The organism is Sporosarcina pasadenensis, assembly GCF_047228845.1.
In the GTDB taxonomy this organism is placed as follows: domain Bacteria; phylum Bacillota; class Bacilli; order Bacillales_A; family Planococcaceae; genus Sporosarcina.
Map to the genome: position 1 here is coordinate 621,977 of NZ_JBFEGM010000001.1, position 26,063 is coordinate 648,039.

The 26,063-nt window shown below is 44.3% G+C and carries 22 protein-coding genes; 10 read left to right on the plus strand and 12 right to left on the minus strand.

The features are described from left to right. Window positions 1-23: 23 nt before the first annotated feature. The 3 genes from def (at window position 24) to rnjA (ending at window position 2,886) form a co-directional block, all read left to right on the plus strand. Entirely contained in the window at window positions 24-581 is a 558-nt protein-coding gene (gene def / locus AB1K89_RS03175; protein WP_413053319.1) for a peptide deformylase, read from the plus strand. Window positions 582-1,003: 422 nt separating this feature from the next. Further along, window positions 1,004-1,213, plus strand: coding sequence for a DNA-dependent RNA polymerase subunit epsilon (locus tag AB1K89_RS03180; protein ID WP_413053320.1), 210 nt, complete (start codon window positions 1,004-1,006; stop codon window positions 1,211-1,213). Between the two features lie 5 nt (window positions 1,214-1,218). Beyond that, window positions 1,219-2,886 (plus strand): ribonuclease J1, encoded by a 1,668-nt coding sequence (rnjA, locus tag AB1K89_RS03185; RefSeq protein ID WP_252503736.1) that lies wholly within the window; start codon window positions 1,219-1,221, stop codon window positions 2,884-2,886. Window positions 2,887-2,956: 70 nt separating this feature from the next. Here rnjA and AB1K89_RS03190 read toward each other — a convergent pair whose 3' ends face one another. Together AB1K89_RS03190 and AB1K89_RS03195 are read right to left on the minus strand one after the other, a co-directional pair. Next, on the minus strand, window positions 2,957-3,616 hold the full coding sequence (locus tag AB1K89_RS03190) for a potassium channel family protein (RefSeq protein WP_252503737.1): 660 nt from the start codon (window positions 3,614-3,616) through the stop codon (window positions 2,957-2,959). A 107-nt stretch (window positions 3,617-3,723) separates the two neighbouring features. After that, complete coding sequence (locus tag AB1K89_RS03195) at window positions 3,724-4,167, minus strand: TlpA family protein disulfide reductase (RefSeq protein WP_413053321.1); 444 nt, start codon at window positions 4,165-4,167, stop codon at window positions 3,724-3,726. Window positions 4,168-4,320: 153 nt separating this feature from the next. Between AB1K89_RS03195 and AB1K89_RS03200 the strand changes: the two genes are divergently transcribed. The 7 genes from AB1K89_RS03200 (at window position 4,321) to AB1K89_RS03230 (ending at window position 11,620) form a co-directional block, all read left to right on the plus strand. Continuing rightward, window positions 4,321-5,781 (plus strand): hypothetical protein, encoded by a 1,461-nt coding sequence (locus tag AB1K89_RS03200; RefSeq protein ID WP_413053322.1) that lies wholly within the window; start codon window positions 4,321-4,323, stop codon window positions 5,779-5,781. Between the two features lie 157 nt (window positions 5,782-5,938). Beyond that, window positions 5,939-6,481 carry a helix-turn-helix domain-containing protein gene (locus AB1K89_RS03205; RefSeq protein ID WP_413053323.1) on the plus strand — a complete coding sequence of 181 codons (543 nt, stop codon included), beginning with the start codon at window positions 5,939-5,941 and terminating at the stop codon, window positions 6,479-6,481. Between the two features lie 16 nt (window positions 6,482-6,497). Beyond that, window positions 6,498-7,601: an ABC transporter ATP-binding protein gene (locus tag AB1K89_RS03210; RefSeq protein ID WP_413053324.1), complete on the plus strand. Its 1,104-nt coding sequence runs from the start codon at window positions 6,498-6,500 to the stop codon at window positions 7,599-7,601. Beyond that, complete coding sequence (locus AB1K89_RS03215) at window positions 7,594-8,418, plus strand: ABC transporter permease (protein WP_413053325.1); 825 nt, start codon at window positions 7,594-7,596, stop codon at window positions 8,416-8,418. Before AB1K89_RS03210 ends, AB1K89_RS03215 begins: the two co-directional genes overlap by 8 nt. Further along, window positions 8,402-9,202, plus strand: coding sequence for an ABC transporter permease (locus AB1K89_RS03220; protein WP_413053326.1), 801 nt, complete (start codon window positions 8,402-8,404; stop codon window positions 9,200-9,202). Before AB1K89_RS03215 ends, AB1K89_RS03220 begins: the two co-directional genes overlap by 17 nt. Then, window positions 9,199-10,272, plus strand: a complete 1,074-nt coding sequence (locus AB1K89_RS03225) for an ABC transporter substrate-binding protein (RefSeq protein WP_413053327.1) — start codon at window positions 9,199-9,201, stop codon at window positions 10,270-10,272. Before AB1K89_RS03220 ends, AB1K89_RS03225 begins: the two co-directional genes overlap by 4 nt. Window positions 10,273-10,420: 148 nt before the next feature. Next, complete coding sequence (locus AB1K89_RS03230; RefSeq protein WP_413053328.1) at window positions 10,421-11,620, plus strand: MFS transporter; 1,200 nt, start codon at window positions 10,421-10,423, stop codon at window positions 11,618-11,620. Window positions 11,621-11,662: 42 nt separating this feature from the next. Here the strand turns inward: AB1K89_RS03230 and AB1K89_RS03235 are convergent, their stop codons facing one another. The 10 genes from AB1K89_RS03235 to AB1K89_RS03280 form a co-directional block, all read right to left on the minus strand. Beyond that, on the minus strand, window positions 11,663-14,260 hold the full coding sequence (locus AB1K89_RS03235) for a VWA domain-containing protein (RefSeq protein WP_413053329.1): 2,598 nt from the start codon (window positions 14,258-14,260) through the stop codon (window positions 11,663-11,665). Continuing rightward, window positions 14,244-16,010 carry a vWA domain-containing protein gene (locus AB1K89_RS03240; protein WP_413053330.1) on the minus strand — a complete coding sequence of 589 codons (1,767 nt, stop codon included), beginning with the start codon at window positions 16,008-16,010 and terminating at the stop codon, window positions 14,244-14,246. The genes AB1K89_RS03235 and AB1K89_RS03240 overlap by 17 nt, the downstream gene beginning before the upstream one ends. Before the next feature lie 14 nt (window positions 16,011-16,024). After that, window positions 16,025-16,897 carry a DUF58 domain-containing protein gene (locus AB1K89_RS03245; protein ID WP_413053331.1) on the minus strand — a complete coding sequence of 291 codons (873 nt, stop codon included), beginning with the start codon at window positions 16,895-16,897 and terminating at the stop codon, window positions 16,025-16,027. Continuing rightward, the gene (locus AB1K89_RS03250; protein WP_413053332.1) at window positions 16,897-17,889 is read right to left on the minus strand and encodes an AAA family ATPase; all 993 of its coding nucleotides are present in this window, start codon (window positions 17,887-17,889) and stop codon (window positions 16,897-16,899) included. The genes AB1K89_RS03245 and AB1K89_RS03250 overlap by 1 nt, the downstream gene beginning before the upstream one ends. Window positions 17,890-17,911: 22 nt before the next feature. Further along, window positions 17,912-19,360, minus strand: a complete 1,449-nt coding sequence (locus tag AB1K89_RS03255) for a coiled-coil domain-containing protein (protein WP_413053333.1) — start codon at window positions 19,358-19,360, stop codon at window positions 17,912-17,914. A gap of 13 nt (window positions 19,361-19,373) precedes the next feature. After that, entirely contained in the window at window positions 19,374-20,228 is an 855-nt protein-coding gene (locus AB1K89_RS03260) for an ABC transporter permease (protein ID WP_413053334.1), read from the minus strand. 2 nt (window positions 20,229-20,230) lie between these two features. Further along, the gene (locus AB1K89_RS03265; protein WP_413053335.1) at window positions 20,231-21,160 is read right to left on the minus strand and encodes an ABC transporter ATP-binding protein; all 930 of its coding nucleotides are present in this window, start codon (window positions 21,158-21,160) and stop codon (window positions 20,231-20,233) included. Further along, the gene (locus AB1K89_RS03270; RefSeq protein ID WP_413053336.1) at window positions 21,157-23,571 is read right to left on the minus strand and encodes a DUF8725 domain-containing protein; all 2,415 of its coding nucleotides are present in this window, start codon (window positions 23,569-23,571) and stop codon (window positions 21,157-21,159) included. Before AB1K89_RS03270 ends, AB1K89_RS03265 begins: the two co-directional genes overlap by 4 nt. Before the next feature lie 80 nt (window positions 23,572-23,651). After that, window positions 23,652-24,542 carry a transcriptional regulator CcpC gene (gene ccpC / locus AB1K89_RS03275; RefSeq protein WP_413053337.1) on the minus strand — a complete coding sequence of 297 codons (891 nt, stop codon included), beginning with the start codon at window positions 24,540-24,542 and terminating at the stop codon, window positions 23,652-23,654. Next, complete coding sequence (locus tag AB1K89_RS03280; RefSeq protein WP_413053338.1) at window positions 24,529-26,016, minus strand: MDR family MFS transporter; 1,488 nt, start codon at window positions 26,014-26,016, stop codon at window positions 24,529-24,531. Before AB1K89_RS03280 ends, ccpC begins: the two co-directional genes overlap by 14 nt. Between the last annotated feature and the right edge of the window lie 47 nt (window positions 26,017-26,063).

Here is a 26,063-nt window from a genome sequence, read left to right on the forward strand (position 1 = left end):
GGTATCGAAAGGAAGAATACGTAATGATTTTAATGAAAGATATTGTGCGCGAGGGCCATCCAGCACTCCGTAAAGTTGCTGAGGAAGTGTCATTTCCTTTGGCAGCGGATGAAAAAAAACTATGTAACGACTTACTTGAATACGTTATAAATAGCCAGAACGATGAAGTATGTGAACGATACGGCTTGCGTCCTGGCATCGGCCTTGCAGCGCCCCAAGTGAATGTATCAAAGAGAATCTTCGCTTTGCATATTGAAGAAGAAGGGAAAAAAACGCTCAGCATCGTGGCGGTCAATCCTAAAATTATAAGCCACTCCGTCGAGAGAACATATTTGACTTCAGGTGAAGGCTGCCTTTCCGTCGATCGGGATGTCAACGGATTTGTGCCGCGCTATGCGAGAATCACTGTAAAAGCTTTCGATCCGGAGGGACAGGAATTTAAAATGAGGCTGAAAGGACTTCCCGCCATTGCTTACCAGCATGAGCTGGATCATTTGAATGGCGTCATGTTCTATGATCATATCGACCCTGCCGCACCATTCAAAGTCATTCCGGATGCCACTCCTTTTGAAAGGGACTGAAAAAAGGAATTCAAACTTGACAGAAATTTCGAATTCCTTTATAATGTCCTTAAGGAGTGATATGCCCATGTACAAGCGCCTCAAACGTAAACTGTTAAAACGGCTCAATGGCATACTCGGCAAAAAGACGATCGCATAGATAACGCCCGCCAACACAATTGGCGGGCTTTTCTTTTAATAAAACATTCCCCATTTGTACAGGTTTGGTGGAAGCGAAAGGCGGCGACTCCTGTGCAAGCCGTTTTGAAGAACGACTTTTGCGAGTAGGATGCCTCGTCCGTGGAAAGTGTCCGCCTGAAGCGATTTTGCTATTTGATAGTTGTACCCATTAGATGAAGAGAATCATCATAGTTTATTTTAAACAACTGTCGTGCTAAGATGAAGAGAAAGATTCAAACGAACGTAAAAAAGGAGAGCTTACCATGATTTACAAAGTGTATTATCAAGAAAACGCTACACAAGTACCAATCCGTGAAAACACAAAACATTTATATGTTGAAGCAGATTCAGAAAGATCCGTCCGCGAAAAGTTAAAGAACCGGGATTACAACATTGAACTGATCCAGCTGCTCGAAGGCAACCACCTCGAATATGAGCAAGCATCCCCTCATTTTGAGCTAGAGCAGGTCTAAGCAACATGAAAATAATAAAAAATAACGAAACGGCCGTTTTCGCCTTAGGCGGACTTGGAGAAATCGGCAAAAACACATATTGTGTACAATTCCAGGATGAAATCATCCTCATCGACGCAGGCATCAAATTCCCCGAGGATGATTTACTCGGAATCGATTACGTAATTCCTGACTACACGTACTTGGAACGGAATGTCGAAAAGATCAAAGGCCTGTTCATCACGCACGGTCATGAGGATCATATCGGAGGCATCCCCTATTTGCTGCGGAAGATCAACATCCCAGTTTACGGCAGCAAATTGGCACTCGGCTTGCTACGCAATAAGCTCGATGAACATGGACTACTTAGAACGACGAAAATGATCGAGTTCAAGGAAGATGACGTATTTAAATTCAGAAAGACATCCGTCTCTTTCTTCCGGACAACCCATAGTATTCCCGATGCTTTCGGTGTCGTCGTCAAAACACCATCGGGCAATATCGTACACACTGGTGACTTCAAATTCGATTTTACTCCGGTCGGAGAACCGGCAAACCTTGCGAAGATGGCGAAATTCGGAAGTGATGGAGTGCTCTGTCTCCTATCTGATAGTACGAATGCTGAAGTACCGAACTTTACGATGTCGGAAAGGAAAGTCGGCGATAGCTTGAATGAAATCTTCCGAAAAGTCGATGGAAGAATCATCTTTGCTACTTTCGCCTCCAACATTCACAGACTTCAGCAAGTTATCGAAGCGGCTGAACGCTACGGCCGGAAAATCGCCGTATTCGGCAGAAGCATGGACAATGCAATTACGATCGGCCGGGAACTTGGGTACATCAACGCACCAAAAGAATTGTTCGTAGACACCCAATCGCTCAACAGGTTGCCTGCCAACGAAGTGATGATCCTCTGTACGGGAAGCCAGGGCGAACCGATGGCTGCATTGTCCCGGATTGCTAACGGAACACACCGTCAAGTGCAAATCCAACCTGGCGATACGGTCATTTTTTCGTCTTCGCCAATTCCTGGAAATACGCTTAGCGTCAATAAAACGATCAACGCACTCTTCCGTGCCGGCGCTGAAGTCATTCATGGTGCTTTGAATAACATTCATACATCAGGCCACGGCTCACAAGAAGAACAAAAACTTATGCTTAGGTTGATCAAACCAAAATACTTCATGCCTATTCACGGAGAATATCGCATGTTGACAATGCACAAAGAACTTGCCATCGGTTGTGATGTCGAACCGGACAACGTCTTCATCATGAGTAACGGTGATGTGCTCGCTTTGACGGAGGATTCGGCAAGGATTGCAGGGAAAATCCCTTCCGGCGACGTATATATCGACGGAAGCGGCATTGGCGATATCGGAAGCGTCGTCTTGCGAGATCGTAAAATCCTTTCAGAAGACGGCTTGGTCATTGTCGTTGCTACAGTTGATAAAAAACGTAACAAAGTCGTTTCCGGACCGGACATCATCTCACGTGGCTTCGTCTATATGAGAGAATCCGGAATGATGATCAGCGAAGCTCAGCATCTATTATCGAAGGAATTGAACAAGAAACTCGCAAACTCCCCTGCTGAGGCAGGCTCATTGAAAAGCGACATCATTGATATTCTTTCACCATATTTATACGATCAGACAAAACGCAGACCAATGGTACTCCCTGTCGTAATGGAAGTCTAATAATGTAATTACATGCCCTTATGTCTCCATGAGACATAAGGGCATTTTTTACGCAAAAAAAGACCATTCATCAATGAAGGGCCTTCTTCTCAAATCTATGGATATCCAGATCAGATCCGATAACAATTAGGATATCATTCAACTGGATTTCCTCAATTGCTTGCGGCGACACCAAAATTTGTGCATCGCGCTTAATCGCCACGATGTTTACGCCGTATTTCGCTCGGATATCGAGATCGATCAGTGTAAATCCGGCAAGCTTCTCGTTTGCGCGAATTTCCGCAATCGAATACTCATCGGACAGCTCCAAGTAATCCAAAATATTATTGGAAACTAAATTGTTTGCGATCCGTTTCCCCATATCCCTTTCCGGGTGAACGACTTGGTCTGCGCCGATTTTCCGCAGCACTTTTGCATGATAGTCATTCTGTGCTTTTACGGTAATTTTTTTCACGCCGATCTCTTTCAAGATGAGCGTTGTCAAAATACTCGCTTGTATATTTTCACCGATCGCCACGACGACATGCTCAAAATTCCGGATCCCTAATGACCGGAGTGCAGATTCATCGGTCGTATCAGCCGCGACTGCTGTTGTCGCAATCTGTGCAAATTCATCGACACGATCAGGTGAAATATCGATTGCCATGACATCTGCATCCAATTCCACTAATTCATTGACGATGCTTCCTCCGAATCGTCCCAGTCCTATTACGACAAATTCCTTTTTCATTTAATCCGCTCCAATCCGATTGATGGATGAAGTTAGTGTATCATATTATTTTCCAAGGAAAAAGAAAAGACGACCTCATACGGGCCGTCACTATCATGATCACCTTTCTACATTTCATCCAGAACACGTTTCACACGCTTTATCAGCATTTTCATGCCGCTTCCCCCCGCTTGATAATGGCGCAATCGGCCATCTCTATCAAATACATAATAGGAGGGTACGTATTGATTGTCGAACGCATCGCTCAGTTTCAAATCGTTATCAACGAATATCGGCTGTATAATGTCATGCGCTCTTGCAGCCTTTTTGATTTCCTCCAAGTCCAAATCATCTTTTGAACGCGGCATATGCACGGCAATGACATTCAATTCTCCTCTATATCTGTCTCGGAAGTTATTCATATATGGCATCATTTCCTTGCATAAGCTGCAACTGATAGACCAAAAATGGATGAGTGTCGGTTTTTTCCCGATGTGATTCGCTCTATCAAACCGTCCATTCAACCAAGTCGTCGCTCCAACCAATTCAGGCATTTGTTCGTGCAATTTCATAATCCATCTCCTCCGCATTAAAAAATCCCACTGCTTATTCTATGCGCGAAGAACCGTAATCGGAATGAAATGTTTAGCCGCACTTTACCAAAGGGAATGATAGACGTAGGTGGCTTGCCCACCCAATAAGAAAAGATAAAGGAAGGCAATGCTATGCCAGTAAAAAATAGCTTAGAAAAATTGAATATGACTCGCTCCCATATGACATTTCTCCTTCCCTTCGGCTTCGATCAGACGAAAAGACGGGAAACAATCGATAGCTTGGAAGCGAGCGGATATACCTATTTCAAAATAGACGAAACTGCAATGAACGAAGATTCTATTTATGGACACGGAATTGAAGTGACCGGCAAGGAGCTGGAACAATACTTCTATCCATATATTGAACATAAACTCTTCCCCGGCTCTCTTGAATTAAAAGGTTTCCATCGATTTACCGCACTTATCCAAGAAGAGCATTCGATGCAGTTAAGGGATGAACTGCATAACTTCGTCATTCGAAGCATCGATATCATTCTTGCTCCTTTCGGAATCGCTTTCCTAGCATTGCGAGTTGATTTGGAAGACACTTCTGCTGATTTAAGTGACACACTCGATTTTGCACAACATTTTCGAGCAATTGAACCGAATCTGAAAGAAAACAAAGGTGCAATGATCGTCATCCCGGAAACAGGACAAACCCTTTCCATGCATGATTACATATTCGACCACCTATGCCCCTTCTTAAAAAAGTCCGTTTTACACGACAAGAAATTGAAAGGCCATTTTGGATCCCTGCCGTATTTTGAAGATGAAAGGATGTTTGTTTCCTCCTTCTTAATTACGGAGAGTGATGCACCCATTTCAGAGGAGCATCTTTATCGTATCGGCAATTTGAATGGGAAGAGTCCTGACGGAATCCCCTTCATATCTTCAACGAACCCGCAATATATTCGACGTTCCTTGTCGAAGTCTTTGCATGACCGTTGGGCGCCTAATTTGTTCATGATAGCTACGGAACATGGTTTTTCCGTTATTTCAAATCGTCCAGCAGAGGAATTGACGAACGAATTATCCCAATACATGGGGACGCATTATTATAATTTGCTTCTCCATTATTTCTACAAAGTTATGCTTTTGCGCGTTTCCTTCGAATACAGTGAAATCGAATGGAAGAAGGACGAGTATTACGTCAGATCACTTATACAACTCATCAATGTCTTTTCCTCGTGGTACTATTTCAAAGAAATTAGCACCCGGTCGGAAGGCAAGGAATTGTCGGAGATGTTCAGGGAAACCTTTATTATCGATCCCCTATTCGACGAAGTGAACAACACGTTGCAAGAATTGTATAAAAGCCAGGAAAATAGCCAGGCAGGCAGATTGAACATGCTTCTTTTTATTTTAACGATATTCACTGTTATATCCGGCATTTACGGCATGAACCTCGTTATTCCGGATTGGGAGGCCCCTTCCGGCTGGAAGCAGTATTCCTCCTACACGATCTTCGAATGGATATCATTGATAACCGCCGTCACAGGAATCGGATTGTCGGCTTATTTGATCATCTCCACTTTCAGCAGGATGTTCATACAAAGACGACGAGGAAACAAGCTTAATATGTATGACAAATAGCATTTGTCTTCGGCCGGAGTCCTTTAAAAGGATTCCGGTTTTTTTCTCAAAACATCTTGATTTTTAAGCGTGGTTTTGTATAATAAGGTAGGTTTATAGTAAACAGAAAGTACAGTAATACTAAACTCCATGATTTCTAAGGAAGGAATTGTCAACCATGCATATCGGGAGTAAAATCAAAAGTCTTCGATTGAAAAAAGGACTGACCCAGGAAGAATTGGGAGAGAGGACCGACCTAACGAAAGGTTATATTTCTCAATTGGAGCGGGAACTCACTTCCCCATCCATTGAAACGCTCTTTTCCCTTTTGGAAGTGCTTGGGACTACGCCGAAGGAATTTTTTGATGAACCGAAGAAAAATATGAAAGTGGTCTACTCGCCAGCCGATCAAACAACCTATGTCAATGATGAGTTGAAATATAGCATCCGTTGGCTCGTTCCCCGTTCGAATGAAAATGAAATGGAGCCAATCCATATTACATTCGAGAAAAATGGTGAATTTAAGCAATTTGAGCCATCGTTATCCGAAACGTTCATTTACGTCCTTTCAGGAAAAGTTGAAATTGAACTTGGGGAGAGGATTTTCATGGCCAAAACGGGCGATTCGGTCTATTATGACGCATCCGATCATCATCGAATAATGAATGCCAATGACGGCCCGAGTGAATTGCTTTTAGTAGCAACAGAATCTTATTTATGAAGGGGGAAATACAAAATTGACAAATCAGCCGATCATCCGTTTTGAGAATGTCATGAAGAAATACGGCGATGGTACGACCGTATTGGATAATGTCTCATTTGAATTGGAGCGCGGAAAGTTTTATACATTATTAGGCCCATCCGGTTGCGGAAAGACGACAATCCTACGATTAATAGCAGGGTTTATCGAGCCGACTGAAGGTTCGATTTATTTTAATGGGAAAAAGATTAACAATGTCCCGGCGAATGAACGTCAAGTGAATACAGTTTTCCAAGATTATGCGCTTTTCCCCCATTTGAATGTATATGAAAATATCGCATTCGGGTTACGCATTAAAAAGGTGAAAAAAGACGAAATCGATACGCGAGTAAAAGAAGCGTTGAAATTCGTCAACTTGGCCGGCTATGAAAACCGGGAAATTACGGAAATGTCCGGTGGGCAACGGCAACGGGTCGCAATCGCTCGCGCCATCGTCAATGATCCTGAAGTGATATTGCTGGATGAGCCGTTATCTGCACTCGATTTGAAGTTACGTTCTGAAATGCAATACGAACTTAGGGAGTTGCAACAACGCCTTGGCAAGACGTTCGTCTTCGTCACACATGACCAAGAGGAAGCTCTCGCCATGTCCGATGAAATTTTCGTCATGAATATGGGCGCGATCCAACAATCAGGCACACCTCTTGATATTTATGACGAACCGATCAATCGATTCGTAGCCGACTTCATCGGTGAATCAAATATCGTATCCGGCCGGATGATTGAGGATTATGTCGTTGAATTTACAGGAAAACGATTCAACTGCGCGGACGCCGGTCTTCAACCGAATGAAAAAGTTGATATCGTCCTTCGACCAGAAGACTTGGAAATTACGACAGTCGATAAAGGGAAATTGAATGTTACGGTCGATACACAATTGTTCCGCGGTGTCCATTATGAACTGTCGACATACGATCAGGACGGAAATGAATGGCTCGTCCATTCCACGAAGAAAGCGGAAGTTGGAGCGAAGATAGGTCTTGATTTCGATCCTGAAGACATTCACGTCATGCGATTGAACGAATCGGAAGAGGATTACGATGCTAGGCTCGAAGCCTATGGAGCGATTGCCAATGAATAATAATCGCCTGCGTTCAATCTATTCGGTCCCCTATGCAGCGTGGGTCCTATTGTTCGTCCTGGCACCGATTGCATTAGTCGTCTATTATTCGTTTTTCGACTTAGCAGGCAACTTCACGCTCATGAATTACCAAAACTTTTTTTCGTCCGTCTATCTCAAATTGACGATCAGCTCCTTCTGGTATGCATTCCTTATCACATTCTTTTCTTTGCTGATCGCCTACCCGACGGCGTATTTACTAACGAAGACGAAGCACAAGCATCTCTGGCTTCTGCTTATCATCATCCCTTCGTGGATCAACCTTCTGCTAAAAACATATGCCTTCATCGGATTAATGGGGCTATACGGTCCGCTGAATGCGTTATTGGAGACTGTCGGTATCGGCAAGCAGCAAATTTTGTTTACGGACTTTAGTTTCGTTTTCGTTTCCGTGTATATTTTCATTCCGTTCATGATTTTGCCGATTTTTAACGCACTCGACAAATTGAACCCCGCATTGATTGATGCATCGCGAGATCTCGGTGCAAATTCATGGACGACCTTCAGTAGAGTCATTTGGCCATTGACGACACACGGAGTGAAATCAGGAATTCAAGTCGTTTTCATTCCAGCATTGTCGTTGTTCATGATTACAAGGCTCATTGCGGGAAATAAAATCATTACGCTTGGAACAGCCATTGAACAGCAGTTCCTAGTGACGCAAAACTGGGGAATGGGCTCAACAATCGCCGTCTTCCTCATTGTTTTCATGTTCATCATCATGTTAGTTACGAATGGAAAAGAAAAGGGGGCGGCGGACGATGGAAAGAATAGGTAAACTCCCTAAGCTGTATTTAGCGATCGTATTCATTATCTTGTACGCCCCTATTTTCTATTTGATCTTTTACTCGTTCAATTCGGGCGGTGGAATGTCTAATTTTGAAGATTTCACTTGGGAGCATTACGCGGCGGTTTTTGAAGACAAGCGATTGATCATCATCGTTCTCAATACAATCATCATCGCTCTGCTCTCTGCTCTATTAGCAACGACAATCGGAGTAATGGGAGCGTTGGCCATCTATTTCATGCGTAATAAAAAAATGAGGAATGCAGTGCTTTCATTAAATAATATTTTGATTGTAAGCCCTGATGTAATCATCGGAGCATCATTCCTTATTTTGTTTACGATGATCGGTGTGAAGCTCGGATTTGCTTCTGTGCTAATTTCCCATATTGCATTCAGCATACCGATTGTTGTCATTATGGTATTGCCGAAGCTAGCGGAGATGAATACTTCATTGATAGATGCCGCACTGGACCTCGGAGCGTCACGGAGAGATGTGATGACGAGGGTCATCCTGCCTTTTATTAAACCGGGGATATTCGCTGGATTCTTCCTCGCATTGACATATTCGCTCGATGACTTTGCCGTAACCTTCTTCGTTACAGGAAACGGATTCTCGACATTATCTGTTGAAATTTATTCGATGGCAAGAACGGGCATCAGTTTGACGATCAATGCCCTTTCAGGATTGATCTTCATAGTCACGGTCGCTTTAGTCCTCGGTTACTATGCGCTTAGCCGAAAAACGAAGACTCCTCTAGCGGGGGTGAAAAAATGAAATCCATTATTCAATCAGCAATCCTGATCCTCATCGTTTCCGGCATTTTGCTCTTCATTAACGCAGAGTTGAATAAAGGGAGCAAGTCCGGTAAAGGGATGATCACAGTATACAACTGGGGAGAATATATAGACCCCGATCTAATCAAGCAGTTTGAAGAAGAAACAGGCATCAAAGTCATCTATGAAACATTCGATACGAACGAAGGAATGATGAGTAAAATCGAACAAGGCGGCACATCGTATGATATATCCGTCCCTTCGGAATACATGATTGAAATGATGAAGGAAAAGGATCTCCTGTTGCCGATCGACTATAGTAAAATCCCGAACATAAAGCATATCGATCCTTACTTCTTGAATTTGGCATTTGATCCTAACAACAAATACTCTGTCCCCTATTTCTGGGGTACAGTAGGGATTGCATTCAATCCAACGTTGCTTGAAGGACAAACATTCGAAAACTGGGACGATCTTTGGAACCCTTCTTTGAAGCAGCGTGTCATCCTTGTCGATAGTGCACGGGAAACAATTGGCATGGGGCTGAACTCGTTAGGCTACTCTTTGAATTCGACCGACCTCGGTGAGCTTCGAGAAGCGACAGATAAATTGAAGGCATTAAGCCCGAATGTGAAAGCTGTCATCGGGGATGAAGTTACCCAGCTGATGGTCAATAATGAAGCAGCCGTCTCGCTCACTTGGTCAGGACAGGCAGCTGATATGATGTATGAGAATGAAGATATCGATTATGTCGTTCCGGAGGAAGGGTCGAACTTATGGTTCGATAATCTCGTCATTCCAAAAACCGCGAAAAACATTGACGGAGCGCATGCTTTCATCAATTTCATGCTCGATCCTGAAGTGGCGGCACAAAATGCCGATTACGTTGGTTATTCTACTCCAAATCTATCAGCACTTGACTTGATGGACCCCGAAGTTGTCGAGGATAAACGTTTCTATCCGGACGAAGAGATGAGAAGCCACTTGGAAGTGTATAAAAATTTAGGTCTTGAATTATTAGGCGTCTATAATGAACTTTTCTTAGAATTCAAGATGGATATGAAAAAGTGATGACTAGCGCCCTTAAACCGTTTACACGGTTTAAGGGCGTTTAAATGTATAAGTGCTTTTATACGGAGGTCTTTCCGTTAAGTGTTGTCGTGCTTCTATGGTAAAATGTTTCAATAACACGAAATAATAGTAAGGGGGCGGATTGCCTATGGCGGAGAAACAATCGAATAATTTGGCTTTATACATACTGATGTTCAATATGTTCATCGCTATGGCGGGCATCGGTCTAATTATCCCGATCATGCCAGAATTTTTAGGGACGTTCGGTGTTGCCGGAAGAGTGCTCGGATTCCTGATCGCAATCTTCTCATTCGCACAATTCATCTTCTCGCCATTATCCGCCGATTTATCCGACCGGCACGGAAGAAAGAAAATCATCATTATCGGTTTATTCATTTTCGGATCTTCACAGCTTGCGTTCAGTTTATCGACAGAGATTTGGATGCTCTTCGTCGCCCGATTCTTTTCAGGCATGGGAGCGGCATTCATCGTTCCTCCTATGATGGCGTTCGTCGCAGACATTACAACATTGGAAGGCAGAGGAAGAGGGATGGGGCTGTTAGGGGCATCTATGTCACTTGGCTTCATGATCGGTCCCGGAATCGGCGGGTTCCTATCTAAAATTAGTCTGCTCTTTCCATTTTATTTTGCCACGGGGGCTGCCGTATTTGCAGCAATTCTTTCTATTTTTATTTTGCCAAATCCAACACCGACCATGTCGACAGGTGAAATCCTGAAAAAGCCAGAAAACCTATTTAAGCAATTGAAACGGTCAACGACAACCCCTTATTTTGTCATGTTGATCGTCATGTTCGTCTTTTCCTTTGGACTCGCGAATTTCCAATCGACGATCTCTTTGTATGTTGACCATAAGTATGGATATACCCCTTCTCAAATTGCGGTGTTGATAACGGTCGGCGGCTTTGTCGGCGTTATTGTACAGACATTCGTCATCAACCCGTTGTTTAAAAAGTTCGGAGAAATGCGTGTCATCCTTTTCAATTTGGTCGTTGCAGCCGTTTCAATGTTAGCCATTCTGTTCGTAGATATTTTTTGGACGATTCTTCTCGTCGCGACAATTTTCTCAACGGCGACTTCCTTGTTGCGTCCAGCGGTCAATACGCTCGTATCGAAGCTTGCGGGCGAGGAGCAAGGGTATGCGGCCGGGATGATGAATGCTTATATGAGTTTAGGAAATATGATCGGCCCAGCCCTCGCCGGATCCATTTTCGATATTAATATTACATTCCCGTATTTCTTAGGCACTGCCATTCTCCTCATCTGTTTCGTAATAGCAGGGGTCTGGTCCAGAAAACACGCACTCCTTCTCGCCTCGACAAGGACATGAAGAAAACCCTTATCTCCGTAAACAGTGGAGATAAGGGTTTTCCTATCGCTTCCTTTTGGCTTTCAATAATTCGGCGACGTGGTCTTCTGTTTTAACTGCCGGTGTCGGTTGTTCGTCTACCTTCTTTTTTCGATCGAGCAAACTTGAAAACATGCCGAAGCGGCGTAACGTAATATCGATGAAAAACAGAATCATCGCCATTAGAATGAGCCAATCCGCAATCGGCTTCCGATCACCGCTTTTATATGGGTGTGGACGGAATACTTGCGCAGGATTCTCTATATGCTCGCCGCCTGTCCGCTCAGCAATCTTCTCAAGCATTGCGACATTTGGTTCAGACGGCTTGTATTCCATACTATAAGGGACTGATACACCCGCTTCGAACAATCCACTTTTATCGTCGGAAACTCCGAAGAAAACAAGGCCTGGATCAGCTTCCAACGTGACCCTCACTTTTCCTGGCGCCAATGGTTCCGACTGGTATGGCACTTCATTCCCTTGCTCATCCACAATTGCAATTTCCAAAAACGCCGACTTCCTGGAACTGTCGGTAATCGTATACGTTCCGCCGCGATCATGTGTGATCAGATATGGAACGTCTTCAAAAGACGGGAGCAATCTTGCAACCGCTGTGTTCCAAAAGTCTGCATAGCCTTCCCATCTTGCCAGGTCTCCCGACCATTTCCCCGTCGAATCCGATGTGAACGCGACCGTTCGACCGAGTCCATACATCCATTCCGCAATGACAGGATCTTCCTTAGGACTTTGTGCCACGATTGTCGCAGTGCCTTTAGGAGTCGTTGCGATATAGGCATTCATCTGCGGGACGCCTTCTCGGAAGATGGACGTCCACTCTGGAACATTGCTTAACGAAACATAGAACGGATCATCTTCAATATATGTTCTCGTCAGCATCGATGTTTCTCTTGTCAATATAGCGGGAATCGTCGACTCGTCAACAGCATTGTAAAACCTGCCGCCACCCAAATCCGCCAATTCCTCCAATAGCGCGCTATCCGCATCCGTACCTATGGCCACGGTTGATAACGTGACATTCGTGTTTTTACCTTCCGCTATAATCTCTTCATAATCCGGAGGCATGGAAGATTGGCCATCCGTCAACAGGATAATATGTTTCCTTTGAAGCTTCAAATCCCCTAAATCTTCATATGCTTTTGCGATAGAAGGGAAAATATCAGTTCCTCCCCCAGCAGGAATTGACAAGATCTGATCCATCGCTTCTTGCTTATCCTGTAAAGATCCGACGGGGATGACTTCCCAAATTTCATGATCAAACGCCGTGAACCCGAAAGTATCCTCATTACGAAGCAACTCAACCGCTCTTGCAGCAGCTTCCCGCGCAATGATGATTTTTGACCCCGACATACTTCCGGAACGATCCATTGCGATGACAAGTCCAAGAGATGGAAGCTGCTCTTTCCCTTTCACTTCCATTTCAACGGGCAATAAACGCTCGATCGGCGACTTGAAATACCCTCCCAATCCATAGCTCTCATCGCCCCCGACCATCATAAATCCAGTCCCGAAGCTTTTAACAGCCTGCTCGATGACTGTCATTTTATGCTCTCCGACGAGATGTCCCGGTACATTGTCAAAGATGATTGCCCCGTATCCTAAATATCCCGATAAAGTTTCCGGTAATTTTTCCGCATCCACTACGTCGACTTCCATCGTGTTCCGGTCGAGCAGCGACGGGATGACGGATGGGCTCCGCTCGGTCTGAACGACAAGCACTCTCGGGGATTGCTCAAGCATCGTTACGGAAAGCATCCGGTTATTTTCAAGGAGTCCATCATCAGGCACAATCAGCTTTGCCTCATACTTCAGTAGTCCTGTTCCCCTAGCTTCATGATGAAATGCAAATTGATTTGCTCCTTCATCCAAAGCTACCGGTTCACGAATGATCTCCTCGTCATTTAAGAAGACCAACAACTGGCCAGCGGTTTGGGTGGATGACTCGACCTCTACTCGTAATAACTGCCTCTCTCCTTCAAAAGCAGTTCGAGGCGTCTCGAATAATGAGATCGAAGCATCCGCATCATTCGTTCGCCTAAGTACGACCGTGTCAATTTGAACATGATCATTTTCATATTTAGGCAACAGTTCTTCGATAGACCCTTCCGTCTCAAGCCCATCGGACAATAAGACGATTCTTGTCGCAACATTCGCTTTTGCCACAGCGGCGGATAAATCAATGGCATTTGCAATATTCGTTACACCATTCGATTCTATTTGTTCCAACTTCGGCATTTTAATTTCGGCATCAGTCAGTCTACTTTCCGTCCTAAATGTTCCGGCAAATGAATAGATGCCGACGGATTGATTCTCTTTTCTCGCCTTCAAACTCTCCGCGATCCATTCTTCTGCTACTTGCCCCGCCTCTTCAACTGAAACGGATCGATCGACGACAAATATGATCTGTTCCTCATCGTCTGGCAGCATGACATACGGAACAGTTAGGGCAAAAACGATACAGAGGATCACCAAGCTCCTTAAGGCATAGAGGATTGTTCCTTTCTGTGCGAATCGCATATTAGAAGTCTTCCAAGCATACGCCATGTAAAGAGTTACTGGTATGAGCACCAAAAGCCATAACGGCTCCTCAATTCGGATATCCACGTCGTCTCTGCACCTCCCACTCTATCAATAAAAGAAGGAGGACTGGTAAAAGGAATAACCATCCGATCATTTTCTTGCCTTCTTCTTTTTCTGTTTCATCAGCTGAGTCGGATCCTAGTTTATAACTGGACCCAGAGGCGACCGATTTTTCATCAGACTCCAACTGAACAGATAAATAATTTTCTGTTCCGCTGTCGACCAGCTTATAAATTCCCGGCCTTGCTGGGGCGACAAAGTTTTCGCCTGCCGGATAAGTTGCAACGTATTTATCATTGATTGTAAAAATCTCTATCCCTTCCGGTCCGCTTCCCGTCAACAGAGCTTTCCTTTCATTCGGGGTGAACGTTCCGGCAATATCGCTTCCGGACCGCAACATTTCAATCGAACTCCAAAAGAATAAAGGAAACGACGGGTGCAACGGCCAATCCGTTAAACCGATATCCGTCAAGATGACGATATCTCCTCTCGGTGAACGCTGAATGAACGGTTTGCCTTCGATGGTCGCCAAAGTCGAAAACCCTTCAAATGGTGGATAGAGAGCACTTACATATACATTATCGATTGAAGCGATTGAGAATAGTGCATCGTTCGATGATTCTACAACACCTGAAATCGGCTCGGTCGTCGAATCATTTCTGCCAATTAATAATATCGGCTCTGTCCCTTCCTCCAAAAAGGAAGTCTCATTCGTCACAATCATTGCATGGTCCCTTGCTGAAATCATTTCATTGACTGACCCTGAACTGACAGTGAGTCCAATTGCTTCAAACGCTTTCTTGACCAATTCATGCAGTTGGTTGTCGACAATCACTTCCGAGGATTCATTACCGATCACGATAAATGCATCATTGTCTGCTGCATAATCATCTTTCACTTCCATGTGCACATGGAAAGCCGGCAGCTCCGGTAAATCCTTGAATGAGAGGAGAGTGTCCGCTTCTTTTTCAACGGAAAATTTCTGTTCGGCCAGTTTGTCGCCCGTCAACCCATTATTGACAATCACTTTTCCCGACTGTTTGGAAGTTGTTTGATTAGAAAGCTTAACGATGGCCTCAGTGCCACCCGCTGTATGTATGGCACCGAATTTCCCGATAGCGATATTGTCTAATGGACTTTCATTATTATGAATCGTCCAGGTAATTCCTTGTTCACTCCCCATGAATATTGAACGATCAAGGTAATCGGTGAAAATATGGACGTCCGCCCCAGCTTGCGAGGCGATTGATCGGACAAAATCGAGCGAACGTTCAAGATGCTCGTGTTCATAATTCAATTCAAGCCTGTCAATTACGTCCGCAATAAGACGCTCATCGGTCTCTTCCCGAAGCAACAGTGCAGGCTCCTTCCCTGTCGTAATGATGGAAACGGATTCACCCGCAAACTCTTCCACAATTGAACGCATCTTAACTTTACTCTCTTCAATTAAAGAAAGTTCACCAACTTTAGCTGCCATGCTTGCAGAAGTATCCACGATGAATACAGTATGACTGTCAGCAACAGTGTCCTTCGGCAAATAAGGTCGAAGCAAGATGAAAAGCAATAGCAACAATGCCGCCATCTGCAAATAAAATAAGGCATTCCGTTGTAAATTTTTCAAGTAAGGCGAAACCTTTGTTTCCCGCATCGATTTTTCCCAGAACAGAGTGGAAGAGATTGTTGTAGTCACGTACTTCTTTCGGAAAAAATAATAAAGAAGGACGGCCAACGGGAAAATTGCCGTCCATAAATTACCGATTTGATCAAACCCCACTTAGCCGTCCCCTTTCAACGCAACCATCCTACATGTCTCATTTTTTTTGTAAAACAATCCATGGCACCTTCCGAAACTTCCGTGCGCAAAAGCTGGATTCCGTATTTTCTCGCCAATGCCGCCAGTTCTGCTTCGTGTTTCAACTTTTTCTCTTTATATTCTTTGATAATTCTCTGGTTCATCGACACTTCTACGGCCGATCCACTTTCCACATCGACGAGACGGACATCTCCTTCATACGCAGGAAGCTCTTCCAACGGCGAGTGGACAGTCAAAATTCGAATATCCATACAAACACCCGGCAATCTTCTGTACAACCGCTCCCACTTTTCCAACTCTTCCAGTCCGTCAGTAATAATGAATAAGACAGTCATCGCTTTAGGGACGTGCTTTAACAGTTGATCTGCAAATTCCCCTGCAAAATCCGGTTCTTGCATTTGTGACACATATTTTGAGAATGAAGCCCTATGCAATGCACCTTTCTTCCGGAAGAAGTAACTTTTGTCAGAAGACCAAGTTGAAAATGAAACAGTGTCTCCACTTTTTAATGCGATATGTCCTAATCCGATTGCCAATTGACGTGCAAAATCCCACTTTCCATCCGTACCCATCGACTTTGTGGAATCAAGCAGTATATGTACCCGCATCTCTTGTTCATCCAAAAACTGTTTAATGAATGGTTTATCCGTACGGGCGAATACATTCCAGTCGATATGGCGCAAATCATCACCCGGGTGATATTCCCTGAAATCCGAAAAGTCCAATGAAGTCCCGGTTTTATTGGAACGATGTGTACCTTTATGATGTCCGAGCCTTCTTGCTCTTGAAATGATGGATAACGATCCTAATCGCTTGGACAAACGATCAGGAAAGATGTCCTCTCTCATTAGACTTGCGCTCCTTGTCGAATGTTCTCCAGCAATCGATCGATGAGTTTATCGACTTCGATTCCTTCCGCTTCCCCCTCATAATTAATGAGAATTCGGTGTCTTAAAGCCGGTTTGGCAACTGTTTTAATATCCGCAATCGACACATGGAAACGTCCGGCCATGAGCGCCCTCGCCTTTGCCAACCGGATAATGGATTGTAATCCACGGGGACCGCTTCCATACTGGACATATTGATTCCAATCATCTTCCGCGCCCGTCCTGTTATGCGTCGCTGATACTAAATCAACTGCATAATCCATCATTTCATCCGCGATGACAACGGTTTTCGCCATTTCTTGAGCTAGTATAATTGTTTCACTATCCATCACTTTTCGAATGGCTACGGTATTCGGCCCGGTCGTCCGTAGCATAATTTCCTTTAATTCTTCCTTACCCGGATAAGGAAGCAAAACTTTACATAAGAAACGGTCCATTTGTGCTTCTGGCAGCGGATAGGTTCCTTCCATCTCGATCGGATTTTGAGTGGCCAGAACGAAAAATGGTTTTGACATCTTCCTGGTTTCGCCAAGTACAGTAACTGTTTTCTCACCCATTGCTTCTAGTAAAGCACTTTGTGTTTTCGGTGTGGCACGGTTAATCTCATCTGCCAAAACCATTTGGCTGAATATCGGTCCTTCTTTAAATACAAAACGCTGAACCCCTTCCGGTTTCCGCTCCAAAATACTCGTTCCTGTAATATCGGCAGGCATAAGATCGGGCGTAAATTGAATACGGGAAAATGACAAGTCCAATACTTCGGATATTGTTCGAATGAGCATCGTCTTTCCTAGGCCGGGCAGACCTTCCAATAATGCATGCCCATCAGCTAAAATAGAATATAGCGAAAACTCAACAGCTTCCTGTTGGCCTACAATGAATTTCCCGATTTCTTCCCGTACTTCTGCAAGCTTACTGCTCATTTCTTCAAATTGTTCAGGTGAAAACGACATTTGCACATCTCCCATCCATTAATCATTCAATTGATGAAAAGTAATCGGAGAGGACTCGCTGTAAATCCGCAGGGAGATTCATCTTATCCGACCCTTTCAAATAGGCGTCTTTATAGCTTCCGATCACTTCTTTATATGGTCGTAACGTTCCCTTTTCAACAAGGCCTTCACGTTCATTTTCTTCAATAAACTCCCCTTCCCCAAGCTCACCGCCTACTACAGAAGGATCATTATAACTTCCAATTCTGTCGAAAGGGATTGAAAGTAGGTTCCGTCCACCTTGACCGGTTCCTGCTCCAGATCCTTGCCCTTGGCCTTGGCCTTGACCCTGGCCTTGACCCTGACCTTGTCCCTGGCCTTGACCTTGACCTTGTCCCTGGCCTTGGCCTTGACCTTGTCCTTGACCCTGACCCTGGCCTTGACTTTGTCCCTGACCTTTACCTTCGCCTTGACCTTCTCCTTGACCTTCGCCTTCGCCTTGACCTTCACCTTCGCCTTGGCCTTGGCCTTCACCTTCTCCTTGGTTGCCCTCATTAGCGCCGGATTGTGACAATCCCGTGCCGGGCTTCGCATTGGAGCCAGTTTGACTATTGCTTGCTGCAGGTGGAGTTCCGGCACTCGCCAAAGCCGGCAACGATGGGGCTTTGCCTATTTTATTCAATGCACTTTGCGCTTTCCCTGCTTGCTGTGCGAGCTGATCAACAATTGACTGAAGTTCTTCAAGTTCCAATTCTTCGGAGTCGCTCAAGCCTTCCTCAGTAGCATTCTTCTTTTCGGTCAATCGTTGCTCTTTCAGCTTGAACTCCTTTTGCTTCTTGACTAATTCCCTTAATGTTTCCTCGGTCGTTTTTGTCTCTTTCAGTTTCTCAGCGAGCTCAGCCAATTCTTTTTTCTGCTCAGGTGTTTTTTCCTTCTTTACTAGTTCGGCTACTTCCTTCTTCAATTCTTCGATAATTTCCTTTTCCTTCGCGACAGCTTTCGCTTCCTGTTGCGCTTCAGAAGGGAATATGAGCAGCAAGAAGGAGCAAACGAGCAATAATAGAAAGCCGACGAGCATTTTTTCATTCACATATTTTTTATCCCGTTTCTTGAATTGAGGATAAGCAGTGTCCATCGCCCTCTCCGCCCGCTGCACAATCGCTTGTGCAAAGTACGATTGATTAACACGTTCATCCAATGCGGTCACGAGTAAATTGTCCGGTACATAGTGATCCAACATCCAGACTGCTTCGTCTCGGCGGACGTTCTTTATGAACAACACGACGACTGTTACAATGATGGCTATTACAAATATCCAAAAGGCAATCCATTCATAGTGAGGCAATATGAACAGTCTAGAAGCAGCAAGGAACAATGTGGACAACAATGCAGTCATAAACAGCCCCGCTTGCAGCATATGGACCGATCGCTCGATACGCAATGATCTCAGAGCTTTTCCTACATATCGATGTAATGCTGTTTTCTCTTCCAACTGTCTCACCCCATCATTTTAATCTTTTCATATTGACTCGAAGTTTTTTCACAGCAATGAACAGTGCCAACACAGTAATGATTGCATAAAAAATTAAATATCCTGCCCAAATCGGAAAATCGATGTTCGTCATCTCTGCGATCGACCGGTCGAGCTCTGGCGATAGGAATGTCGCAAATAGAACCGCCGGATTAATGGAGGCTAAAAACTGGCCGAGATATGAAGGTGAAGTCACCGGTGTTCCTAAGGCCCCCATATGGTTAAATGCTTTCATTTGTATGACGATTATGAAAAGAAAACCGGTCACTACCGCTAAGAACAGCATCGTGCCATAAGTTGCAATCATGGAAACAACAGTTCTTCGTATTAGTGTCGAGAACATGACGCCAATACTGCCGATGGCTAGCAATGTAGCGAACAGGAAAAGGAATATCTTCACGAAATCGCCAGGGGAAATCCCCCCGAATAGGAAGACTAGACTGTAAACAGGAAGACCTGCCACAATGAGCAACAATAGAAAGGCCACTGAAGATAGCATCTTGCCGGAGATGATTTGAAAAGAGCTTTGTGATGTCGTCAACAAAATAGGCAATGTCTGCTTTTCCCTTTCCGAGCTGATTGCCCCTGCCGTCAAGCCAGGAGCAGTAAACAATACGAGCCCTAGTTGGATATAGGAAAGGAATGCGAATAAGACAAAGCTTTGGCTTGGCCTGAAGTAGGAAGTTCCCGTCAAATTGACGGTTAAAAATATATAACCGAAGACGAAAATGCACATTGCCAACAGAAAGAAGAGGATTCCATTAAAGCCTTTGAATGAGCGGAATCTCAGCTTCAATTCCTTAAAAAGAACCGGGTTATTAATATTCATTGTCAATCGGCTCCTTTCGTTATTTCCATAAAGACATCCTCCAAGTTCGTCACATGCTCCGTGAAGGACACAATCGGTAAATTACTTAGAATCGCACGTTTAAGCATTTCAATTTGCCCCACTTCCTCGCCCCTGTAAACGAAGGAAATCCCTTCATCGCCTTCGAGCCTTTCAATCGAGGTGACAAATGTCTGTTCTTCGAAAAATGCAATCGTCTCTGCGATTTTTCCAGCTAAACGGACTGTTATCATTTTCTCGCCTTGCAGTTTTTGCTGGATTTCGGCGACTGACCCATGAGCTATCAATTTGCCATTGTCAATGACCCCAATTTCATCACACATCTCCGCCAATTCAGGCAAGATATGAGAAGATATTAAAATAGTCTTTCCCATGCCTTTCAACGTCTTTAAAATATCTCGCATTTCAATTCGTGCCCTGGGGTCCAACCCTGAGGCCGGTTCGTCCAAGATGAGCACTTTAGGATCATGAATAAGACATCTAGCCAGACATAATCTTTGTTTCATTCCACGGGATAATAGGTCAACATACGAATACCTCTTATGTGACAGATTCACCAATTCCAGCAGTTGTGGAATGAGCTTCTTCCTCTCCTCTTCAGGAATACCGTAGCTTGCACCATAGAAATCAAGGTATTCATCGGCTTTCAACTGGTCATACACCCCGAAAAAGTCGGGCATATAACCAATCAATTTTCGGATATCTGCAGGTTTTTCCCGCACGCTGACCCCATTAATGATTACGTCGCCAGAAGTCGGCTGCAATAATGTGGAGATAATTAAGAACGTCGTAGATTTACCGGCACCGTTCGCACCGACAAAACCGAATACAGTTCCTTCATGCAACGTTAAATTCAAATCATCGAGCGCGGTGAATTGGCCATACTTTTTCGTTAACCCTTTAATCTCAATCATTTTTTCACCTCGCCATGCAACTTAATATGAGGAGCATGCCCTTCATTGCCTCGTTGCTTATTAATGAACTCCAACTTGAACGTCACTTTTCCATCTTCCGTTATATAGTCATCTATCGAATCCAACGTCAATTTACTTTCGGATTCAAGCGGATCGTACGCTTTTGTTTTAGCATTCCATATTTGCAAAGTGTATAACTGCTTTTGTATTTTTGAAATGTCCATTGATTTCCACGCAGATACTTTTTGCATCAAATCTTCTGGGACTTGCCAAGTTTGAATATACGTATCCTCATCAAAATAATACATATTCGCCGAATAACCAACCGGATGGGCCTGAATGTTATTTACTTCAGATATGAGGTTCATTATCATCATTTCAGGATCCACCGTAAAGTTATCGCTAAACTCAACTTTCGGCGTGAACGCTTGCGACAACAATGTTAAGGAATCCGTGTCAGCTTTTGTTTTCTCCAGTTCAATCGGAACAATTTTTGTATCCGTATAGCCGATAAGTACAGGCTTGGAGCCGCTACTCATAAAATCGCCTGAAAATGAAATAAGGCTATCTTTTCTCATTTTTTCCAAGTCATCTGTTGTAGTGGGCATATGCCCCATGTACATCGAAGAATTGGAGGATAGTTTTTGGACCAAAGTTGACGTTTTCAAGGTCTCATTCACCTTTATCGTTTCTCCTGGACCTAAATCCCCGACTTTTATGCGACTCCTTCCCGACCAGATGGCAAGTTCTGTCACAGGGAATGGAAAGTTATTTGTAATCTCACCTGTCAATTGCTTGTCTTTTACTGTCAAGTCAATATCGTAACTCCCGATTGGGTCTAACGTCGTTTGTCCGTAGACTGTCGCGACATCCCAATAGCCAATATCCCGTAAGTGCAAGTTCGAACCTGTCGCACTTCTCTCAAGAACTGCCCGTTTATGTGAATTTGCCCCCATTGAAGACGGTCTGAATAGCCCCATCGAGTAAGGGGTGTATGTGGAGATTGTCGTTTCCTTCGGCGCTGAGAAAACAAAGTCTCCTGCCTTGTTCGTCAAGATCGACTCGACGAAATAACCGGTCAACCTGCCGTCCTGTTCAACATCGAATACAGACGTTTGTTGAAGTTGCGCTTGGCCAATCCGATCACGGGCTCCATAAGCAAAGATAAAGACGGATACCGCAACTGAAATGGCAGGAATGATCCACCATGTATGTTCCCGTTTGTCTTTCTTTTTTAAGATAATATACAAGACCGGAATGATAATAATAATGTAAAAGATGATTACACCAAATAGAAGCGGGGCCGATACTTTAAATGAAGGAAAAAGTTCATTCGAATTGCCGATCGTCCACCGCAATGATTCCATCGGATCGTTGTAATACGGCATCATGCCGCCCGCAACTACTGACTGGCTCGACAAATCGAGTAATATTCTCCACACCGTTACGGCCCCTTGCATTTTGGAAAACGGTTCATCTCCTGCCGAAAAAGCAGTTTGCAAAACTAAACCTTTTCCAAGCGGCTTGGAAGCAGCAAGAATGTCCGCTCCTTTGGAGAAAACGATTTTTGAATCGGGATTCAGAGTTGCTGCGGCCACAGTGATTTCCTGTTCAAAATCCTCTCTCGACGTCCATGCATTGAAAACTTCCGGGCTGATTGTTGTCTTTCCGTTGAACGCCAATGGCAAATGTTCGGCAAATATACCCGACTCCACTTCCACATGATCGGATCCGCCAAAAATGATAACGCCGCCCGAGCGGACCCAATCTAGAAGAGCTTGCTGCTCCGCTGCGGACATGTCTGCAATTGGATATTCATCCACGATGATCATATCCGTCGGCCCCCATCCAGCTGCCTCTTCAGGTAACAATGCAATTTTCGAAGCGTCTATCATTTGAGTACTCGGAAAATTAGTTAACCGGATTCCTTTCAAGGCGGATAAACGATCGATATTATCCGTGAAAGCTGTCATGATTTTCGTGTCGTCATGAAACATCGCGACAGTAATTTGTTGGGTCCCTTTATGATCGATCTCCTTGCCTGTTTTCCAACCTCCATCATAAAAAAAGATGGATTTGCCATTCATCCCATACATGTTGTAATCGAACATTTTTTGATTGATGAATGTCACAGTTTTCGTTTCGCCCGCCCCTATGTCCAGTGGAAAAACCTCTCCAACACCTGACTCATATGACTGTTGCGTATCGATGACCATGTCGCCATTAAAAGAGCTTGTTCCGCTATTTTCAATTACGACCGTAATTGGCGCCCCTTTGCCGTATTTCGCTTTTCCGTCAAAGCCTGCAGTTACCTTCACTTTTAGCTCAGGCGCGGCTGAAGCATGGATCGCCGGCATGAATAAGTAAAATGCAAATATGACGATAATGATTCCCCATTGTTTCTTCAACATATACGATCCCCCCTATTGGCCACCACCAATATTCTATGTACCTTCCTAATTAGTACGTAGTAAAATTAGGAAAGTTCCATTTACTTCAATTCTTTTCTTAATCTTTCGGCATGGGATGTAAGTACTTCGGTAAAAGCGCTCACTTGCTTCAGTTCAAAAGTGGAATCATACCCTATCAACCATGTGTCCCTCGTCAATTCAAATTCTTCCTCGCTATTCAGCAAAGGGATTTTATTCACTTTCTCATCACCCGTCAAAGTGATGGACGGCAAAATCGCATAGCCGATTCCGTTCAATGCCAGCTGTTTGCAAGTTTCGATTTGATCGACCGTAATTTGCCTCTTTGGATACTGTGAGAAATGACGCTGCCACCATCGCTGGATTTCCATATAGTAATTGGAATCACTTTTAAATTGAATGAACGGACGCTCCGTTCCTGTCAGTTCATTGATGGACGTGATTTCCTGATCGACCAAATAGAGCCGGTCCCTGAACAAGTAAGACTTTCTGCTTTTCCAATCCACTTGACCTCGCACTATTCCGACATGCGCCTCACCTTCATACAGAGCTTTCACAATTTCCGAGCTCCACCCTGTCATCAATGAGATCTTCGCATCAGGATACATTCTTACGAACTCTTTCAACACTTGCGGCAACCATGTCTGACCGACGATTGATGCGCAAGCGATTTTAAGGGTACCGTGCACTCTATCTGCCAACGATGCAATCATTTCGGCAGTTTCCTCTTTTTTCAAGATAGTCTCTTTAGCAAATGAAATGACAAGCTCGCCTGCTGGAGTAGGCTCCAGTCCCTTTTGGGAACGGATGAACAGCAATGTTCCCCACTCCTTTTCGATTGTCTGAAGACGTTGTGATAAGGCGGGCTGGGATAAAAAAAGCCGTTCAGCCGCCTTACGCATATTTCCTTCTTCCGCCAATGCTTTAATGATCTCCAACTCAGTTGTCGTCATGAAGAACCACCTTTCCCCTTGGTATCCGCAATATGAGCAACAGGCTGATGATTGCAAAAATGAGTACGGCTACATACACCCATTGCAAAGATCCATCTAGCGATTGTTGCAGAATATTCATCTTTGAAGCATGCAATGTCGACCTCGACTCTTCCGTCAATAAAAGATTAATATCATTTACTTCATAATCGAGATTTCTTTCCCGGAAGGATGACAATAGTGATGCATTTAATACTGCACCGAAAATTGCTGCACCGACAGTATTTCCGAAATTTCTCATGAACATATTCGCCGCGGTTGCGGATCCCCGCTGTTCATGGCTGACTGCTCCTTGAATCGTTACGATGAAGGAAGTGCTCGTTAAGCCCATTCCGACTCCTACAAAAAAGCTCGAAAACGCAGCCCATAAAGGACCCGAGTCCCCACTCATCCAAACAAACATTAGTGAACCGACCACTAGGGAGATTCCGCCTGCAAACGAAACTGAAAAAGTTCCGAACCTGATCAACAAATGTCCGGCGACAGAAGAAGCAATTGGCCATCCAATTGACATCGCTGTCAATGTAAAACCGGCAATCATGGCCGTCTGTTCCATAACACCCGTCACATAAGTAGGCAAATACGAGGAGATGCCAATAAGAATAACGCCAGTAGTTAAAGAAACGAGATTGGCATAAAGGATTACGGGGTTCTTCCAAATGGAGAAAGGCATCATCGGATCTTCCGCCTTCCTTTCAATCCAAATGAACAACGTAAATAGCCCTGCGCCTAAAATAATGAGGAGAAGACTTACTGAAGAAGATCTGCTAAAGGATTGTCCTCCTTCGACGAGCCAAAATAGGATGATCGATAAGGATGTCGTTAATAATGCGGCTCCCTTAATGTCAATAGCCACTTTTCTTTCAGTTGCAGGCTCTTGAAGAAAGAAATAAATCCCGAGCATTGCTAGCAAGCCTAGGGGTACATTAACCCAGAACACGTACTTCCAATCCCAATACTGAACAATTAAACCTCCGATAACTGGACCGGACACCGCAGAGACGCCCCACACGCTCGATAAATACCCTTGGATTTTAGCGCGTTCCTCAGTTGAGTATATATCCCCAACAATTGTCGTTGCGATCGGCATGACAGCCCCTGCTCCTAAACCTTGTATCAATCTGAAGACAATTAGCTGCTCCATCGTTGAAGCAAACCCGCAAAGAATTGAACCGATCAGGAAAATGGATAAGCCGACGAAAAATATTGGCTTTCGGCCGAACAGATCCGCCAGTTTCCCATAAATGAGAACAGTGACGGTACTCATAAGCAAATAGGCTGAAAATATCCAACTATATCTGGAAAAGCCACCTAGTTCTCCGGCAATTGCAGGCATCGCCGTTGAAACAATTGTCGCCTCTACAGCACCGACAAACATTGCTAGCATGACTGAGATGAGGACAAATGGCCGATTCGTCTTTTTATGTATATTCATTTACATTCTCCTTTCCACCAAAAAGCCCGAGAAATAGCAAAAGGCCC